General features: G+C 55.4%; 17 protein-coding genes, 1 tRNA gene and 1 pseudogene. 9 read left to right on the forward strand and 10 right to left on the reverse strand.

Annotated elements, in window-relative coordinates:
• Positions 1–3: 3 nt before the first annotated feature.
• Together ACQ651_RS11990 and rlmB are read right to left on the reverse strand one after the other, a co-directional pair.
• Positions 4–303: a hypothetical protein gene (locus ACQ651_RS11990; protein WP_375551645.1), complete on the reverse strand. Its 300-nt coding sequence runs from the start codon at positions 301–303 to the stop codon at positions 4–6.
• Between the two features lie 4 nt (positions 304–307).
• Positions 308–1,087: a 23S rRNA (guanosine(2251)-2'-O)-methyltransferase RlmB gene (rlmB, locus tag ACQ651_RS11995; RefSeq protein WP_375551644.1), complete on the reverse strand. Its 780-nt coding sequence runs from the start codon at positions 1,085–1,087 to the stop codon at positions 308–310.
• 63 nt (positions 1,088–1,150) lie between these two features.
• Here rlmB and ACQ651_RS12000 point away from each other — a divergent pair, with 63 nt between their 5' ends.
• Both ACQ651_RS12000 and ACQ651_RS12005 read left to right on the forward strand, forming a co-directional pair.
• Complete coding sequence (locus ACQ651_RS12000) at positions 1,151–1,525, forward strand: VOC family protein (protein WP_375551643.1); 375 nt, start codon at positions 1,151–1,153, stop codon at positions 1,523–1,525.
• Between the two features lie 35 nt (positions 1,526–1,560).
• A tRNA-Tyr gene (locus ACQ651_RS12005) sits at positions 1,561–1,644 on the forward strand.
• A 559-nt stretch (positions 1,645–2,203) separates the two neighbouring features.
• On the opposite strand, the pseudogene ACQ651_RS12010 reads toward ACQ651_RS12005, so the two are convergent.
• The 5 genes and pseudogenes from ACQ651_RS12010 to ACQ651_RS12030 all read right to left on the reverse strand — a co-directional run.
• A pseudogene (locus ACQ651_RS12010) lies at positions 2,204–3,181 on the reverse strand (recombinase family protein); the annotation flags it as partial.
• A gap of 32 nt (positions 3,182–3,213) precedes the next feature.
• Positions 3,214–3,771: a hypothetical protein gene (locus tag ACQ651_RS12015; protein WP_430449386.1), complete on the reverse strand. Its 558-nt coding sequence runs from the start codon at positions 3,769–3,771 to the stop codon at positions 3,214–3,216.
• 28 nt (positions 3,772–3,799) lie between these two features.
• Entirely contained in the window at positions 3,800–5,446 is a 1,647-nt protein-coding gene (locus tag ACQ651_RS12020; protein WP_430449387.1) for a type IV secretory system conjugative DNA transfer family protein, read from the reverse strand.
• A gap of 75 nt (positions 5,447–5,521) precedes the next feature.
• Complete coding sequence (locus ACQ651_RS12025) at positions 5,522–5,671, reverse strand: hypothetical protein (protein ID WP_430449388.1); 150 nt, start codon at positions 5,669–5,671, stop codon at positions 5,522–5,524.
• Between the two features lie 22 nt (positions 5,672–5,693).
• Positions 5,694–5,990: a hypothetical protein gene (locus ACQ651_RS12030; protein WP_430449389.1), complete on the reverse strand. Its 297-nt coding sequence runs from the start codon at positions 5,988–5,990 to the stop codon at positions 5,694–5,696.
• Between the two features lie 219 nt (positions 5,991–6,209).
• On the opposite strand from ACQ651_RS12030, the gene ACQ651_RS12035 reads away from it, so the two are divergent.
• Both ACQ651_RS12035 and ACQ651_RS12040 read left to right on the forward strand, forming a co-directional pair.
• Positions 6,210–7,076 (forward strand): hypothetical protein, encoded by an 867-nt coding sequence (locus ACQ651_RS12035; protein WP_430449390.1) that lies wholly within the window; start codon positions 6,210–6,212, stop codon positions 7,074–7,076.
• Positions 7,077–7,244: 168 nt separating this feature from the next.
• Positions 7,245–7,619 carry a hypothetical protein gene (locus tag ACQ651_RS12040; protein WP_111550827.1) on the forward strand — a complete coding sequence of 125 codons (375 nt, stop codon included), beginning with the start codon at positions 7,245–7,247 and terminating at the stop codon, positions 7,617–7,619.
• Here the strand turns inward: ACQ651_RS12040 and ACQ651_RS12045 are convergent.
• Together ACQ651_RS12045 and ACQ651_RS12050 are read right to left on the reverse strand one after the other, a co-directional pair.
• Positions 7,611–8,036, reverse strand: coding sequence for an aspartyl protease family protein (locus tag ACQ651_RS12045; protein ID WP_430449391.1), 426 nt, complete (start codon positions 8,034–8,036; stop codon positions 7,611–7,613). The two genes, ACQ651_RS12040 and ACQ651_RS12045, sit on opposite strands and share 9 nt — an antisense overlap.
• Positions 8,037–8,228: 192 nt before the next feature.
• Positions 8,229–8,945, reverse strand: a complete 717-nt coding sequence (locus ACQ651_RS12050) for a trypco2 family protein (RefSeq protein WP_430449392.1) — start codon at positions 8,943–8,945, stop codon at positions 8,229–8,231.
• Positions 8,946–9,883: 938 nt separating this feature from the next.
• Between ACQ651_RS12050 and ACQ651_RS12055 the strand changes: the two genes are divergently transcribed.
• The 5 genes from ACQ651_RS12055 (at position 9,884) to ACQ651_RS12075 (ending at position 16,505) form a co-directional block, all read left to right on the forward strand.
• Complete coding sequence (locus tag ACQ651_RS12055) at positions 9,884–11,692, forward strand: ATP-dependent nuclease (protein ID WP_430449393.1); 1,809 nt, start codon at positions 9,884–9,886, stop codon at positions 11,690–11,692.
• Positions 11,689–13,464 carry a UvrD-helicase domain-containing protein gene (locus ACQ651_RS12060; protein ID WP_430449394.1) on the forward strand — a complete coding sequence of 592 codons (1,776 nt, stop codon included), beginning with the start codon at positions 11,689–11,691 and terminating at the stop codon, positions 13,462–13,464. The genes ACQ651_RS12055 and ACQ651_RS12060 overlap by 4 nt, the downstream gene beginning before the upstream one ends.
• A gap of 1 nt (position 13,465) precedes the next feature.
• A complete protein-coding gene (locus tag ACQ651_RS12065) occupies positions 13,466–13,939 on the forward strand; it encodes a hypothetical protein (RefSeq protein WP_430449395.1) in 474 nt (157 codons plus the stop codon).
• 181 nt (positions 13,940–14,120) lie between these two features.
• Positions 14,121–15,275: a hypothetical protein gene (locus tag ACQ651_RS12070; RefSeq protein ID WP_430449396.1), complete on the forward strand. Its 1,155-nt coding sequence runs from the start codon at positions 14,121–14,123 to the stop codon at positions 15,273–15,275.
• A 324-nt stretch (positions 15,276–15,599) separates the two neighbouring features.
• On the forward strand, positions 15,600–16,505 hold the full coding sequence (locus ACQ651_RS12075) for an ArdC family protein (RefSeq protein ID WP_430449397.1): 906 nt from the start codon (positions 15,600–15,602) through the stop codon (positions 16,503–16,505).
• Positions 16,506–16,564: 59 nt separating this feature from the next.
• On the opposite strand, the gene ACQ651_RS12080 is transcribed toward ACQ651_RS12075, so the two are convergent.
• Positions 16,565–17,380, reverse strand: coding sequence for a hypothetical protein (locus tag ACQ651_RS12080; protein ID WP_430449398.1), 816 nt, complete (start codon positions 17,378–17,380; stop codon positions 16,565–16,567).
• Positions 17,381–17,411: the final 31 nt, after the last annotated feature.

The following is a 17,411-nucleotide window of genomic DNA, read 5'->3' on the forward strand; positions in this document are numbered from 1 at the left end:
GGTCTAGTCGAAGATATCCTCGACCAGATCGAACGCTTCCTCGAAAGCCTTCTTCCACATCGGCTTGCGGCGCTTGCGTTTCGTCTTCCGGCGGGGCGGGCCGTGCACATACTCCACATAAGGCCCGGCTTGCGAAGGGCTGCGTTTGACCGCGGGGCTTTCGGTCTGTTTCAACGCCTTCATCTCGTGCAGCGGTGCCCCGCAGGACCCGCAGGCAAGCTCATGCCCGCCACGCGCCGTCAGCTTCAGCATCGTGCGCGAACCGCAATAGCAGCAGGTCGCGATCTTGGTTCCGTTGGGCATGGCGCTATCCTCTCGCCACTGCATATAGGGAGACGGCCGCCGCATTTGAAACATTCAGCGACCCGAAATCGCCAACCGCCGGGATGCGGACCAGTTGGTCGCACAGCTCCCGCGTCCGCTCTCTCAGGCCCGGCCCCTCCGCGCCCAGAACAAGTGCGATGGGCCGGTCCCGGAACGTCGCCGCCGCGTCCCCGATCTCGACCTCGCCCGCGCCATCGAGCCCGAGCAGAACATATCCCAGCTTGCGCAGCTCCAGCATCGTGTCGCCCAGGTTCTTCACCCGCAAATAGGGCTGACGCTCCAACGCGCCCGACGCGGTCTTGGCCAGGGCCCCGGTTTCGGGCGCCGAGTGGCGGGCCGGTGCGATCACCGCCCGCGCGCCGAACACTTCTGCGGAGCGCAGGATCGCCCCGACATTGTGCGGATCGGTCACGCGGTCGAGCAAAAGCAGCCGCGCGGCCCCGTCCCCCGACACCGCGATGTCCGACAGCGGCCCCCAGTCGAGCTGTTTCACTTCCAGTGCCGCGCCCTGATGAACCGAGCCCGGATCGAGAGGTGCCGCGAACTTGCGCGGATCGGCCATTTCCGGCGTCACGCCGCTTGCCGCAATCGCCTCCGCCAGCTTGTCGGCCGCATTCTTGGTCACCACCAGCCGCAATTTGATCCGCGCCGGATTTGCAAGCGCGTCACGCACGGCATGCAGGCCGAAAAGCCATACGGTTTCCGCCGCCGCGGCCCGTCTCGCCTGCTCTTTCTCGATCACCCAGGTGGGTTTCTTGGCCATCCGCTCACCTCCGGCGCAGACCTTGCGTCGCGCCAAACGGGAGTGCAAGCTAAAGCGGCTCCCATGAAAGGGTCCCCCATGCTGTCGCTTGCGCTTCTGAAGATTCCGGTCACCGATCTGGACCGCGCCAAGGCGTTCTATTCCAAGCTGTTCGAGGCGACCCCGGTCTTTCACAGCGCGGAGTTCGGCTGGACCCAGTTCATGCTCGGAAGCCTGCCGGTCGCGCTGTATATCCCCGGCAAGGGCGGCGGCGCCGGCCTACCCGGCCATGACCTCGATTTTCAACTTTTCGCCCCTGACCTGCCGGCCCTGAAGGACCGTATCGAACAGGACGCAACTGGTGCGGAGATCCATGAAAACGCCGATGGCAGCCAATCTCTGGAGTTTCGCGACCCCGACGGGAACGGTGTGAAGATCATGGCGCGAGTTGACCCTTGACGCCCCCGTCCCCGCCCGATATTTCGCGCAACGTTGGGCGACAGGCCGCAAGGTGTGGCAGGGGACTGTAACTCCCTCGCGGAGACGCACGCCTGGTTCGATTCCAGGGTCGCCCACCATCCCGCACTTTGGGGTTGAAAATTCCGCTAACACCTTGAAGGGAAAGGTGGTTTTGGCGGTTCGATAACCTTCATTCCGGCTATAGAGAAGTGGCTCTGCGAAGGTCAGACGCAGCACTGTTTGCTGCATCGCAAAGTCGCCTTTCTTGTAAAGATTCCAAGGGTTTGTCAGGAACTGAATGGCCGGTTCGATAAATTCAGACAGGTGTCCCTTTGCAGGGAGCGCGGAATCGATCTTATCCTCCAGTTTCAGACGTTGAAGCTCCAGCTCTTCGATATGCGCTTCATAAGCGCTAATCACGGTCGGGCTGGATGATTGGACAATGCGCCCAAGCAGCGACTTCACTTCGCTATCCAGAGACTTGAGCTGCTTGTTGAGCGTCTCTTTCGCGTTCTTGGCCTCAGAGAGGCGCATCTCCCAAAGATCGGTGAACATTGCCCGTGCCATCGCCACAAGCTGCTTGGCTGGCTGAAGCGAGCGGAGAATGCCTTCTGCCCCATGCTCAATCTCGTCACGGCGGATCGACTTGCGCTTGGAGGCGCAACCTTTGGTATCGCAGAGATAGTATGGATAGAGCTTGTTGCGGCCTTTGGACCAACAGGAGGTCATGGGCTCGCCGCAATCATCGCAAGCAACAAAGCCGCGCAGCGGGAAGTCTTCGTTGATGTCCTTTCGCGCAGGCGCATACACCACGCCATTTAGGACGTTTTGAACGCGCTCAAAGGTCTCGAAGCTAATCAGAGCTTCATGATGCCCCTTGCGAATGGTGACGCCCCAATCCGGCGCTTCAACGCAGCCAGCATAGACAGCGCGCTGTAGAATGTCTTTGACCTTTGAAGGATGCACATAACCCGATGCCCCGCTTTTGGGGAAGTCGGGTTGGCTCTCAAGGAAGCGTTTGACCTCGACTTGCGAGCGGAAACGCCCACTGGCGAAGCCTTCGAGCGCTTCTTGAATAATCGAGGCCACAGGCTCATTGCGCACAAGGAGCTTTCCGTGCTCACGGTTCTTGGAATAGCGGTAGCCAACAGGCGGATGAAAGACATAGTAGCCTTTCTCCACGCGGGCTTTCATTTTCTGGACCACCTGACGGCGGTTTTGTTCGCGCTCAAGTTCACCTTGAGCGGCGATAATAGTTTCGATGAATTTGCCTTCCGGCGTATCTTCAAATTTGAAGTTTAGGCATTCGACAAGCGCACCGCGCGTCTTGAATGCCTGACGAAGTTTAATATGCATTTCGGTCTCACGCGCAAAGCGCTTGAGATCGTCAAAGATCACAACGTAATTCTTGTTGGGTTGCGCATCGAGATAGCTAATGAGCGCGACCATACCAGGGCGCTTCATGAAGTCGCCGCCGCCCGATGCGTCATCGGGGAAAACGGCTTCGACGTCATAGCCCTTGGCCACCGCATACTCGCGGCAGCGGTGCTCCTGGCTTTCCAGCCCGCTCCCTTCCAGCTTTTGTTTGGTCGAAGAGACCCGGCAGTAAATCACTGCTTTAAGCTGGGTCTCCTCTTTTTTGTTTGCAATGGCCATGAGGCCTCCTTTCAATCTCTGGCGGGCCGCGATCACGTATCATCGCTGGCGCGCTCAAATTTGTTGCTCAGTGTGTTTACAGGCTTGGATTCATTAGAATCCTTGTTGCCTTGTACATCAAGCTCTTGCTCAGTTTTTCCACAGGCTTCTTGGCCTAGCACCTCTTGGAGAGGGTGAACGCCGAAGCCGAGGTCCACAAAGGCAACGATGATACCCCAGAGCGCCTGCACGATCTCTTCTTTTTGATCATCTGTCAGAGCGGGATCATCGAGATAGGCTTGATACTTCGCCGTATCGATCCCGAGGCTGGGCTTGGCTGCCGCATTCAGCGCGAAGCGGAAGCCTTGGTCTTCATCGTGTTCATTCATGGCCGCACCCTCCTTTCCGATTTTAGGCGTGCGTGTGCTCGCATCCGCTCCAAGCGGATGTGCATCAATGCCGTCATGCCCTTGAGGTGCCGCGCGCTGAACAGCCGAGGCGGAAAGTGGTACGGCATAAGCCGAACCTTGCTCTACTTTCATTTTACCACTTTTCGGGCCAACCCCGCAAATTTCTGCGGTTTTTTGGCTTTTGATCATTTCCTGTTTCATGTCGTTTTCCTTTTGCTTGTTTCAGTTTTCAGTATTTGGGGCGGTGGCCTTCAATGAAGCTCCACATCCCGTTTTGGTATTGCGGCAGATCAGCGAGCGCCGAAGGCACGGCTTCCGTGATCACCTTGAGGGATCGCGTCCGCTTGAAGCGACCAGGCACTTTGACCGATCCGAGATCACGGTCGAAGTAAGGGTTCGGCCCGTAGAGGCCTGTGTATCGCGGCATGGCGAAGTACGGACTTTTGTCCGCAAGGAACGGCGGGATGCCGTATCCCGAAGCCATGACGAGAGATTGCTTGTGGCTCATCCCGAGAATTTCCTCGGGCGTCATGAGCGCGCGCGCCTGTTTACGTTTGTGTCCGCGCTCATAGTCCAGTGTCTTCATAGCCAGACCCGTGCGCGTAGCATTCCCGCGCCCGAAGAGCGCATCGTGCATCGCTTCGCGCATGGCGCGCTCGGCGCGGTGCTGGGTGAGATGATCCTCCAGCTCCAGCGTTTGGTTGCCCAGCTTGGCACTTAGGTGCCGCGCGGTTTCTAGGTCCGAGATACCGCCGCCGAGATAGACTTCGAGATCGGCGCTGGCCGAGAGCGTCATCGCGCCTGTGGGCCCCAGGTTGTTTCGAATTTGCCCGATGTCCTGATAGACGCAGACGGGGCAAAGTCCGAAGCCGCGCCCAATCGAGTAGAACTCGGCAATCTCGGGGAAGCGCCCGAGTTGGGCCGCTTCATCGATGACCAGATTGAGCGTTGGTGCATCAGGCCGCATTTGCTTGATCGTGCGCAGCGTCGAGAAGAACTGGCGAATGACCGCCGCGTTCTGCTGCGTCATCTCCGGCGGCATGACAAAGAAGACGAAGACGGGATCGGATGTGTTCTCGCAGAGCACATCCAGCGTGAAGTCGGCTTCCTGACTTCGAACGAGCGCAGCTTGCAGCCGTGGATCGTTCATAAAGGCTAGAGCGTTGCTGATGCCGCCCATGACAGAATCGAAGGTGCGGCGGCTTTCGGCTGCCATATCCAGCATCTCGTCAAAAGTTACGATGAGGTCTTGCTCGCCCAGCATCGCCATTTTGTAGGCCGTCTCTTCCCAGGCCTCCGGCTGCGAGCGAACCATGCCGATCAGCTCATAGAGAGAGGTTGGAGACACGCCCCCATCCATGTGGACGAGCCCGCGCATCATAGCATCCAGCCAATTTTGGCCTTTCTGGTCGAAGAACTGGGAATCGCCGCCGCCGCTTTCGGGCAGGAATGTCCGCGCCGCACGTCGCGCGTCAGCGACCAGACGCGGACTGTCGGGCGTCAGATGGCTCAGAAGCGAGAGCCGATTTCCTTGAACTCCATGGGTAAAGTACGGGTTGATCTCGTAGACCCGCGCTTTGATGGAGGCAAAGTATGGCTCCATGACGGCCCGCAGCTCGCGCTTGGGATCGAAGATGGCATAGCGTGCGGGCTCGCCGCCCCGGCCAGGGGCATCCATGAGATGTGCTAGGACGGATGTAAACTTGCCTGAGCCAGCGCCGCCGATCAGCAGCATGCCCGCATTCTTCGAGTGGAAGAGTTTGCGCCCACCCGCGAAGCCAAAGGGCACGCCGCCCTTGGCCTTGAAGGCGCGCTGGATTTCGAGGTCCTGTGCAAATCGCGCCGAGCCATAGGGGTATTGTTCCTCAAATCGCATGAGGGTCTCCTTTCATGTTTCAGTTTTGGTTTGGGGTGGGATGACCGCTTTTAAAGAGCGGCCATCCCGCTTCGATTATTGGCCACCGATAAAGAGGCCGATGAGCATCAGAACGAAGGCGACGGATGCGATCCCTTGCAGGACCTCCTTGACTTTGTCCCCGAAGGTTTTGACCTTACGGCGACGCATGATGGTTCCGACTTGTTCTTCAATGATCTTAGGCATTTGGTTTCCTTTCGTGTTGGTTTCAGATGAGGCGGTAGGCGATGTAGACGCCTGCCACAGTCAGTGCTGCGCTGATTGCTGCGCGTGCCGCGAAAAAAGTCAGCGGCCAGGTGAGAATCATCCACATCGCCATGATGAAGTTGACCATTTCGGGCCCGTAGCTTTTTGAAGACAGATGCCAGACATAGGGAGCTGTGAACTCGTGGAATGGCGGGCTGACCACGATGGAGACCATCGCAGCGGCGCATGTTGCAAAGCCGCCTTTCAGGTCTTCACCAGGTCCTCGGCCTCCTTGGCCTGGGTGTTGAGGTGGATACATTATATACGTCCTTTCTCTTTTCCTTCGCTGCGTCAGACACAGCTTTAGTGGCCGCTGAAAATTGGTTTTCAGCGCTTAGGGTGTTGGCTTCGTTTGTAGTTTTCGTCGTCTCAGCGCCATGATCTGCGCATGAACAGTGAATAACCTCGGGCCATAAATCTGTCACGGAGCCGACTTGGAACTTGTCAGGTTTAGGGAAGTCGGGCCAAGCTGAGCAACATGGACACCAGGGGCAAAAAACCTAAAAACCGTTTTCTTACGGGCACGCACGTCTCAGAAGATGTGCTTGTGCGAGTTCTGTTTTGTTGGCTCCATGGCATGACATACTCGGCCATCCCAAAGGCTGTGATTGAGGATGGCGGTTATGTTGATCTAGGCATGGCCAAGCTTCAGGAAACCTTAGGAACCCGGTTCAAACTCGCAAAAAGCAAAGATCGAAAAGTCTCCCGCCAAGCCGCGCATCGCATTATTAAGGATGTGTCTACCAAGATAATTGTGAGGGAGTTCTATGACCGACGAAACAGTCTCACCAAGATGATGGAAGGCGAAATTCCCGATGTCTTGAATGGACGAAAATGGCTTATGCCAGCCTTGGGAAAAACCACGACGCAGGCAGAAAAACTAAGGTTTGTAAAAAGTATGCGAGACACTAACATCAATGCATACGTAAAACCCATCGCCAACAGAGTATTAGAGATCAGCTCTAATACGATCCCTTACGATGACATCAGGAAGATTCCCGGAATGGTACCAGCCGATGTATTTGAAAACCACGTTGTAATAGAGAAGATGCGGGAGCGATATAGGCGCTTCAGAGGGTACAAGCCCTCAGGCATGAGTTCGCATGTGGCTCATCAGATGTCGATCCGCCAAGGCGCTGATATGTTGTTTATCCATGAAGGATACATCCACAACAAAGCCCTGCCCAAATATGATCAGATGGAAACGGCTGAATATTGGTTGCTTTGTGTCACGCATGCTTTGGCGGTACTGCTCATCCAGCTTGAAACAGGCCAGACCTATGATTTCATCAAGAGCAATGTGCTGGGGTCATCCTCAACCTCACAAAATACGCAGCCAACCTGACTGACAATCTTATCGTGTAATTGCAGCGTAAATAGAATGCCGACATATTCTTGAAAGCTGGTATTGCGTCCAACTAGTTCAGAAAGACAAATCGCACTTAGGTCAGCATTATTGACCATAGTATTTTTAATGTGCTAGCGTGCTTACTTTCTTAAAAGTGAGGGCTAAATGAAAAAATACGAATTGGTATTAGAAGATTGCATTAACGTCTCAGGTGAACCACTGTACAGAATTCGCGCACTTGTTGATTTTGCCAATGCAGCATCTGGTGATTTGGGAGGTTATGTTCAAAGTGAAACGAATTTGTCTCACGATGGTGAATGCTGGATTGCAGATGAAGCAATAGTTCAGCATGATTCAAGAATTGAAGACGATGCGCTCATTTACGGACATGCACATATTTTTGGTGGCGCAACAGTTAAAGATGGGGCAAAAATCGGCGGATTCGCACAAGTGTCGAGACAGATGGTAATTTCGGGCGACGGAATAATTGAGGCAGATCGCCCCACTGCCGGGCCGTCCCCATTTGAGTTGCTAGGGTAAGGCTAAGGCAGACTTTGCGTACAGCCATCCCTGCTCATCAAGACCAAACTTCAGTGTTCGTTGGATCGTAGTTCTGCCAATCAATGGCGTTCCAACAACCCCGAATAATGCATCAACTTTATTGCGATACCCCTTAATCGAAACTTGAATTGTCGCCAAAGAGTATTCCTCTTCACATCCATTTGCGAGAAGCATTTTCCGCTTTGGACATTGGTTTAAGTCGATATTCAAGTACTTTGCTTCTCCTGAATTTAGCATCAGGTGATCGGCCCCAGTATCTAGCAATCCCCATATTGGAATCGCGACGTTGCCGCTCCCGTGCAAGGTTATCATTGTAAAGGGTAGGAGCCTATTCTTCGTGAGCTGGGTTCCAAAATAGTCTTTTCCAGCATACCGAACATTGGCTGGAGCCATCATACTCGCTCCCGAAAATCAACAAAGGCGAACAGCGGAGCCTTTCCTTCAGAAATCGCATGCTCAAATTGTTCCAGTAAATATGCCTGGGAGTCGGCGGACGTAATGACGCCGTCGCTAGCTGTAAATGCTATCCATAGTCCCAAACAACTTTCGAGAGCTTCAGGGTGCCAGATTTCTGCGAGTGCTCTGCTGTCAGCTTCCGTCGCCACTAGAATCGTCTCCTTCGAGCACATTGGGGTCGGGATCAGTTCCACTAGTTTGCTCGCCAGCTCTCGCTGCGATACCTGGCTTCCCCGGGACCGGCCCAAATTTCAATGTGACTCGACTAACGCTTTCAAGGTTTCCTTTAGCACTCGTATCCACGACCCAAAACTTGATCCCGCCACCAGCTTCGGCACCAACAGTGACGGCCAGCTCTAGCTCGCAATCTGTAAGTTGGATTACTGTGTCATCAGGAGCTCTATCACGCACTGCCCGAAGCTCATTGGCAGTCGTTTCAATAAGTTGGGCGAGGGAGAATCCCGGATGTACCTGAGGCATCTTTCGTTTTCCAAACCACCGAATCAATTTCATTTGTTGACTATAACACCGCAATGGATTTTTTGCCGTAATTACTGAACCTCCTTGACCGCAAGCGAGATAGCTCCGCGTGGACCCGAATCTAACGTACAGACGTGTCTTAGCGAGGCTGAAACCTGATGTGCGAGATGTGTCCCAGCGAGGCTGAAACCTGATGTGCGAGATGTGTCCCAGCGAGGCTGAAACCTGATGTGCGAGATGTGTCCCAGCGAGGCTGAAACCTGATGTGCGAGATGTGTCCCAGCGAGGCTGAAACCTGATGTGCGAGATGTGTCCCAGCGAGGCTGAAACCTGATGTGCAAGATGTGTGCGTGGTAGTACCACACACATCTTGGCAAGGGGGCCCGCTCCAGAACTTCGTTCCTGCGCGCCCCCGTTGCATCCCCCCGGCCCCGTGGCTCAGATCAGGGCATTGAGCCCGTTCCAGAGCCAGTAGAACGTATCCCCGTTCAATCAGTCGCAGCGCTTGGAGACGTGCCTCTCCACCTGCACCGAACCATGCACAAACGGCTGTCCGTTTGATCACCAATCAGGGGAGCGTTCCTGCTCCCACCGATACCCCCATGAGGATGTCATCCTGACCATTTCATGGAGACCAACCTTCCTCAGATTGGATACGCGCCATGTCATGGAGACGGGCTTCACCCAAGACCAGGAAGGGAGCGGATCGCCGCATCCCTTGCCTTGGAACCATCCCACCGACCAACGGAGCGCTCAGCGCGCTTTGACGCCTTCACCACGCGCAGGGCTGAACCGCCCTGTAAGCTATTGCGGCGCATGATCTCTGGCGCACTGGGCCTCTGGACTGAATCTACCGCATCTTGTATCCCCCATCCCTAGAACACCAAGCAACGGGCAGTTTCCAACGATGCAGGCAGACCCCACGGAGGATACCGCTCGCGCGCCGAAGACGGAGCGAAAGAAAAGGGGGCATATTACACCCCTGATCCTGTTGTCCGCTCGCTGCTGAGCTGGGCCGTCCGCTCTCCCGATGACCGCCTTCCTGATCCCTCCTGCGGTGATGGACGCTTCCCAGATATTCGACCGCGACCTTCTCGCCGAACATGAAGCAGTACCGGAGCTGGATTATGAGCCGCGAATTAACTGGGAGGAGTAGCCAAGTTTGCGCCTAGCATACTGACGACGTATGCAGGATATGCCTTATCCCCAAGCATCAGCGCTTCCCGTGGCCCTTCTGCTTGCTTTGGAGCTTATAGCCTGCAACCGTATACTTAAGTCACTGGAATAACAGTTAGTGGATTTCCGCAATGAAAATATCAAGGATCGTCGTTAAGAATTTTCGTGCGCTGCGTGATGTTGACATGGCGGTCGAGGACGATCTGACTTGCATCATTGGCGAAAATAATACGGGCAAGACGGCTATCTTGCGCGCCATCCAAATGTGCGTCGATGTTACCCTGCCATCCGTCTTCCGCAACCTGATCCGCGAAGACATCCACACATCAGTTGATATCTCGCATCCAAGCCAAGTCCTCATAGGCATAGAACTCGTTGGCTTCCAAGGCATTGTCAACGAAGAGGCGCTGGTTGCGACCTGGAAGATGGAGGCCAACCGCGCACGCATCTTCTATCGCTTCCGGCCCAAGCCGAGCGTGCGCGAGCAACTTGAAAACGGAGAGATTGAACCTGGCACGCTCACCTTAGAAGACTATGCGTGGGAGCTTAAAGGCGGCGGTAATCCTGCCATCGATCTTGCCGATATTGCCTGGAATGATGAAAATGTTGGCGAGTCTGTGCGCTTCGCCGATCTTCAATCCTACCTCGTTGTAAACCTTCCCGCCTTGCGCGATGTTGAAACCGAGCTTCGGAATAGCCGGACATCTCCGCTTTCGCGCCTGATTGAGGCCTTTGATATCGATAAGGCCGAGCAGGATGCTCTGATCGACATCTTGGATGATGCGAACCAGAGGATCGCCGCCTCGGCGACGATTGCGGCAGTATCGAATGCGATTGATACATCCTTCAGGGGCGTCTCCGGTCCGGCCTTCGAGATGGGATCAAGGCTTGGCCTCTCGGCGGCAACGTTTCAGGCCATCATCCGGAACTTAAAAATCCTGCTCTCCGATCTCTCGCTTACCGACTTTGAGCCCGGACGGAACGGGCTTGGCATGAACAATATTCTATATATTGCGATCCTGCTTGAATATCTGGAACGCCGCCGCGCCAAGGCGCAATCGGCTGGCCAGCTTATTCTTCTGGAAGAGCCAGAGGCGCATCTTCACCCGCAGCTCCAGGCATCCTTGCTGATCGCGCTGCGCGATAAGGGCGTGCAAGTGATCCTGACCAGTCACTCCACGCAGATCACCTCGCTGGCCCCGTTCAACACGCTGATCTCCCTTACGAAACGCCATGATGCGAGCGTCGTATCCTCCAACCTTGCGAAGAACGACGCGCTGGATGCGGGCGCTATCGCCGATCTTGAGCGCTACCTGGATGCCACCAAGAGCAATCTGCTCTTCGCCCGGAAAGTCATGCTGGTCGAGGGTCCGGCTGAGCTCTTTCTCATCCCGGCGATGGTCAAGGCAGTGCACGGATCGGACCTGGAGCGGCGCGGCATCTCCGTGACTGCCATCTACGGTGTCCACTTCGATGTCTATGCCGCGCTCTTCAAGGAAGGCTCTCTTGAAAAGAAGTGCGCCATTGTTGCCGATGCCGATCTCAAGCCATCCGATGCGGGCGAAGAGTTCAACGTCGCAGGTGATGCGCCTGACCTTGCAGCGCTTGAAGGGGACTATGTCCGCGTCTTTGCAGGGGCGACCACATTTGAGCGTGAGCTTGTCAGCGAGGGCACGCTTCCCATGCTCATTGCCGCGACCGAGACGCTTGGCGCACCGCAAATTACCCAGCGGCTTCGGGATGGTCTGGCCAGCCTTCAAGGCGGTGCGCTAGGTGCCGACGAGCGCGCGGCCCTGCTGGTCGATCTGGGTGGAGCGGTGCTGAACACGGCAAAGCGCTTTGGAAAAGCGCGCTTTGCGCAAGTTGCTGCCCGCTATACGGACCAGTGCACCGAGCTTCCGCCCTATATTCAAGCCGCCATAGACTGGCTGGATGCATGATCTCGCTCACCCCGGATCAGCGCCGCGCCGTCGAACACCAGGGCAATATCATGCTCTCGGCATGCCCCGGCAGCGGCAAAACCCGTGTGATTATCACTAAGCTCCTCAAACTTGCAGAACAGGTGGAAGGCACGCCAAGATCAATCGGCTGCATCACCTACACCAACGCCGCCGTTGATGAGATCGAATACCGGATCAAGCAGTTCGGCACCAACGCTCTTGTTGATCGCTGCGAGATCGCGACCATCCACTCATTTTGCATCCGGTTTATCCTGCGACCTTTCGTCTGGATGCTGCCTGAACTTCCTCAAAACTTCAAAATCTTAACAAGGGAGATGCGCTTCTTTGACCGCCTGGTGCGCGCGGTCGAGGAAGAAGAAAACCGCGCCGTTCAGTTTCGTACCTTTGAAGATTATGCATCGCTTAGGATGGGAATTGGCGGAAACCCCGTCGGCGTCGGGATCGAAAGCGGCATTGTGAACGAGCGCTCAGCGCGGCGCTTTTGGGAGCTGATGCTGCGCAACGGCTTCATCGATTTTTCGATGATCCTTTATTATTCGCTGCGGATATTGGAAGAGCACCCCTTCGTCACCGCAGGACTTTCGGCGCGCTTCGCATGGCTTTTGGTTGATGAATTTCAGGATACAACCGACATTCAAATTGAGATTCTGCGAAGGTTGCAAGAGCAGATCAACTCGCAGTTCTTCCTGGTCGGTGATGAGAACCAATCGATTCACGCCTTCGCTGGCGCGCGGCCTGATCTGGCGCGCGGGTTTTCGAATGATATCGGGGCGCGGCAGGACATCGCTCTGAGCGGCAATTTTCGCTGTGCGCCGCAGATTATCGTCCCGGCAGAGGCGTTGATTGCGCGGGTTCCGCCAATGGTCTCTGCCGGAGATGCGGCTTTGATCGCAGGCAGGGTCGAGTACCGCCATGTTGCCAACCCGAGGGAAGCGATCACCGATCATTTCATCCCCATGCTAGAGGCAAGGGGCATCGCTCTCGGGAGTGCTGCCGTGCTTGCTCCATGGTGGCGGCATCTGATCCCCATCGCCAGAAGGCTGCGCGAGATGGATATCCCCGTCTTTGGTCCGGGTGCGCGGCCCTATCAGAGACGCCGGGTTTATGCCCATCTGGCCGAGCAGCTCGGCGCATGCGTGGCATCCGAGACACTGGATGCTCTGCCCGGCGTTGAGAAGGCCATCTTCCATGTGGCCAGCGAAGCCATGGGTACGCCGCGCTTTGATATCTTCACCTATACCGGGCGCTGCACGGCTCTGGCCCTTGTCTACGAGGCTCAGCGTCTGGCTCTCCTTCATCCTGGCGGGATGGACTGGCTGGAGGTGAGCGCGCAGGCGGTCGCTACTATATTGCGCGATGGCGAGTGGATCAATGAGCTGGCCGCGCAAGCCATCATCCGCTCCGTTGGCGAGATGCGCACCGATATGGAGCGCAACAATATCGATATCGCCAATCTCCAAATCTCTGATCTTGGCCTGTTCGCCGATCCGAAATCAGCAATCAAGCTTATCACGCTTCATAACTCCAAGGGGCGGGAGTTTGAAGCTGTGGCCATCGTTCACGCGAACCAAGGCCAAATCCCGCATTGGACGGCTGACACTCAAGAGGAATTCGATGAAGCGCGGCGCTTGTTCTACGTTGGCTTAACCCGCGCCAAGCAGCACTTGATGGTCTTCTCAGATCAGATGGACTACCGAAACGTGCGCACGCCATTCATTGCCGAGGCTGGCCTGATACAGGAGCCTGCATAAGATGAGTGAAGGGTACAATTTCAAGCAGCTTAGCCAGAAAATCCTCGCCCTAAGTGATGCGAGCGATTGGGAGACCGCGCGCAAAGAGTGGGTGCTTGTTGATATCATCGAAGCCGATGAGCCAGAAACCTGCCTATGCGGGCATTATCCGATTATTAAAATTTGTGAAATTCATAACCGCGTTACAGGGCACAGCGCGGAAGTCGGCAATGTTTGCGTCAAGCGGTTCTTGGGCTTCCGTTCGGATTTGATATTTGCAGGTGTGAAGCGTGTAAGGAAGGACCCGGAAAAAGGGTTGAACGCCGATTGCATTGCCTTCTTCCGCCAAAAAAACTTGCTGAGTGATTGGGAGTATGGATTTCTGCAAGATACAATGCGCAAGCGCAATTTGAGCGCGAAGCAGATGGCGACACGGGTCAAAATCAACCAGAAAATCCTGGCGGCAGTCTCGCGGCGCGGCTTGCAGGGACCCTGATTACAGGCTTGACGCGCCTCAGAATTTGGGGCATCTTTTAAGTCGGCCTTTGGTGCATGCCGGTGTGTCCGCCACGCAAAGCGATGCAGCACCCTCATACAAAATTTTATCAACTCCAGTCCACTTGTGGGATCTGGTTAGTAGCGGACACCTAGTCAGATCCCATTTTTGGAAATGGATCATGACCAATAATAACGCAATAATAGAATTGAAACACCTGGCAAAACGGTATGCGCACGCAAACCGTCTTCCAAAACATGAAGCACTCAACGAGATCGCCAAGCTGCTGGACTTTCCCCATTGGGCGGGCCTAGCAGTAAAGGAGAAACAAGGCTGGGTGCCAAGCGCTGAGCAATTGGCAACCGTCCGGGATTTTGTGAAGAAATCTCATCCGAGCTCAGGCGAAAACGCGGGCGGAATTGAGACTCTGATGTTACGGCATCTCGGTGAGCCGATACGTCAGGGTCGAATAGAGGGCCACGCATATCGCGTCTTCGAGTCGTTCGGCGACGTTCTCATGGAGGGTAACGGATGGCGTATCCTGATCGGGGAAGCGCAGTTCTCCCAGCCCATTGTTGAAGTTGAGAAAAGCCACTCCAGTAGACCGCCTGTATATGAGCGTAACTTCTTACACGAAGCGCTCGCAATCGCCGATGAAGAGGCGACAAAGATGCGGGCGCGGATTGCGTCAGACTGGCCGAGGCGCGCCACCAAGCCGGATGTGAACGGCGAAATTGTTCACCCCATACATGGTGATCGAGCTGCTAAATGGTACTGCCTGCATTGCGAAAGCAAGATCGGTGGCGTGCAGCTTGCTGAAAGCCTTTGGCATTGCCCAGGGTGCGGTGCATCCCCCATTGATATCTTCTCGTCGCCTTTTTGGCTAGGAGAGCGCGCTGATGAACCAAAACCTGTTGAGTGGTCAAAGACTCAGAAACGTCCCGAGCCGAGGATCGATGTTGTGGATTCAAGGCCCAGGCTTGCCTTGAGCAACGAGAACATTGTCCTGCTCCTCCGCGCAGCGCTGGTAGAAGATGCCAGTACCCCCGGCGAAAGGCTCGGCGCTTTGCTCGCGGAGATTTCCGTAGACGATGATAATGATGCCTGGATCACTCTTGATGAGGACCTTTGGCCGGAAGGCAAAGAGCTCGAAGAGGCAATAGCAGTGGCGAATATGCTGGGTGTGGAGCTTGAGTTGGAGGGCACCTGTATGACGGCACCCTTTGCTTGGCCGGATTTGGGACACATGACCTCCAGTACCAGAGAATACGTCCAAGCGTTGCTTGATGCGTACAAAGAGCACGGCAGCGTTGATCGTGAGGGTACGAGCGATTGATCTGGGAAGTTCTGGCGCGCCCTTCGGGCCGGGCTGTCGTGAACGGAGCCTGACAGGTCAGTCTCCGCCTTTCGGCGTCCATCCCTTGCGCGTGTCGAAGCCAGCCGTGAACGGCTGACATCCTTTTCTTTCATTGGGGCCTAACGGCCCATCACCCGTCAAGACCAAGCCCGTAGCAAAGCTACGGGCGAAGGCCATGGGACGTGGCTCGCCTGCGGCTGCGCCCGCACCACCCCCAGAGCCTTCGATCTGGACGGTCTCCCCCCTCTCTTCGCCAGAGGGGCAGTTCGGTTGCATGTGCAACCGAACATAGGAGAAAAAGTCATGAAAGCAGATGTTTATCAGAAAGTGACCGACAAGATCATCGCCGATCTGGAAGCCGGAGAGCTGAGCTGGCTAAAGCCGTGGAGCAGCGGCAACCTAGAAGGCAAGATCACCAAGCCGCTGCGCCACAATGGCATGCCATACAACGGAATCAACGTGCTGATGCTCTGGGGGGCGAGCGTTGAGGCGGGCTATCTCTCCCCGTATTGGATGACTTTCAAACAGGCCAAGGAGCTTGGCGCGCATGTGAAGAAGGGCGAGCGCGGCAATCTGGTGGTCTATGCCAACACCATCACCAAAACCGAAGAGCAGGACGACGGATCAGAGGAAGAGCGCAAAATCCCCTTCATGAAGGGGTATAGCGTCTTCAATGTCGAGCAGATCGAAGGCTTGCCCGAACATTACTACACCAGGCCCGAGCCTGTGATTGATCCCGCCTTGAGGATCAGCCACGCGGAAGAGTTTTTCGCCCATACTGGCGCAGACATTCGCCATGGCGGGAACAGCGCCCATTACAGCGGCGGCAGCGATCATGTGCAGATGCCAGCCTTCGAGACATTCCGCAGCCCCGAGAGCTACTACGCCACGCTTGCCCATGAGCTGACCCACTGGACAAAGCACAAAACCCGCCTTGATCGTGACTTTGACCGTAAGCGCTGGGGCGATGAAGGTTACGCCCGCGAAGAGCTGGTGGCCGAGCTTGGCGCGGCGTTCCTATGTGCTGATTTGGAACTGACCCCCGAGCCTGGCGTGGATCATGCCGCCTACATTCAAAGCTGGCTGAAAGTCTTGAAGGAGGATAAGCGCGCGATCTTTGCCGCCGCCGCGCATGCACAGCGCGCCGCCGACTTCCTGCACGGGCTCCAGCCTGTGATCCATGAACAAACTGAAGGAGCCGCCGCCTAGGCGGTTCCGATCACGGAAAATTCTTGGCTGGCCTGGCGGCCAGCCGATTAGCAGTACGCCTACTCAGTGATGAGTACGACCTCACTCGGTCCCTTGAACAGGTAGACACGATCAAAATCCGACTGAACAGGCCTTGAAATCTTGATATCCCCATAGCTTTTCGAAATTGTCGCTATCATGGTGTCGGGGCGCTCGTTTGGAAGCAAAATCGCCGGGATGACGCCGAAAGCCACCAATAACCAATGCTCATCGCACGGTCTGTAACCAGCAAGAGCTTTATGCTTCCGTTCAAGGATTGGCGTCAGATCGGCATCGGTGAAATTCTCTACAATGCACCCACGCGATCCGGTGACGAGCGTTTTCTTATGACCATCATTGAATAACTGGATGTGCTGTAGAAATGAAGGGATTTCAGGGCATATAACTTTTCGCTGCCGTGAATGTTCAAGATCACTTTCCGAGCGTACCAGCAGAACAACTGAGTGCGGCTCCATGGTCTCAGAAACTTCCTCAATACGCGCTATAATTTCTTCGAGCGCGGCATTTAATAAACGCTTATCAACAGGTACGTTATCTTCAAGTATCAATCCAATATCGATTGGGAGTTTCGGCTTTACGCGCTCATAAAGTGTTGTCGCAAATTCACACTGCGCTTCCTCAATCTGTTGCGCTTGAAAACGTCCTTCGACAGGCCGATGCGAACATGTGACTTCAACACCAATAGTCTTTCCATCTTGGGCAAAAATAAAATCTGGGCGCTCCGTCGAATATAGCTGATCATATTTTATGCCTGCCGCCACACTAAACCAATGAAAGGCTGCCAACTCTTCCAATTTCTTAGGATCATTTTTTGCTAGGTCTTCGAGCGTGCTCATTTGGTATTTTTGCATGCGGACTAAATTCTAT

The organism is Rhodophyticola sp. (genome assembly GCF_965284195.1).
In the GTDB taxonomy this organism is placed as follows: Bacteria; Pseudomonadota; Alphaproteobacteria; order Rhodobacterales; family Rhodobacteraceae; genus Rhodophyticola.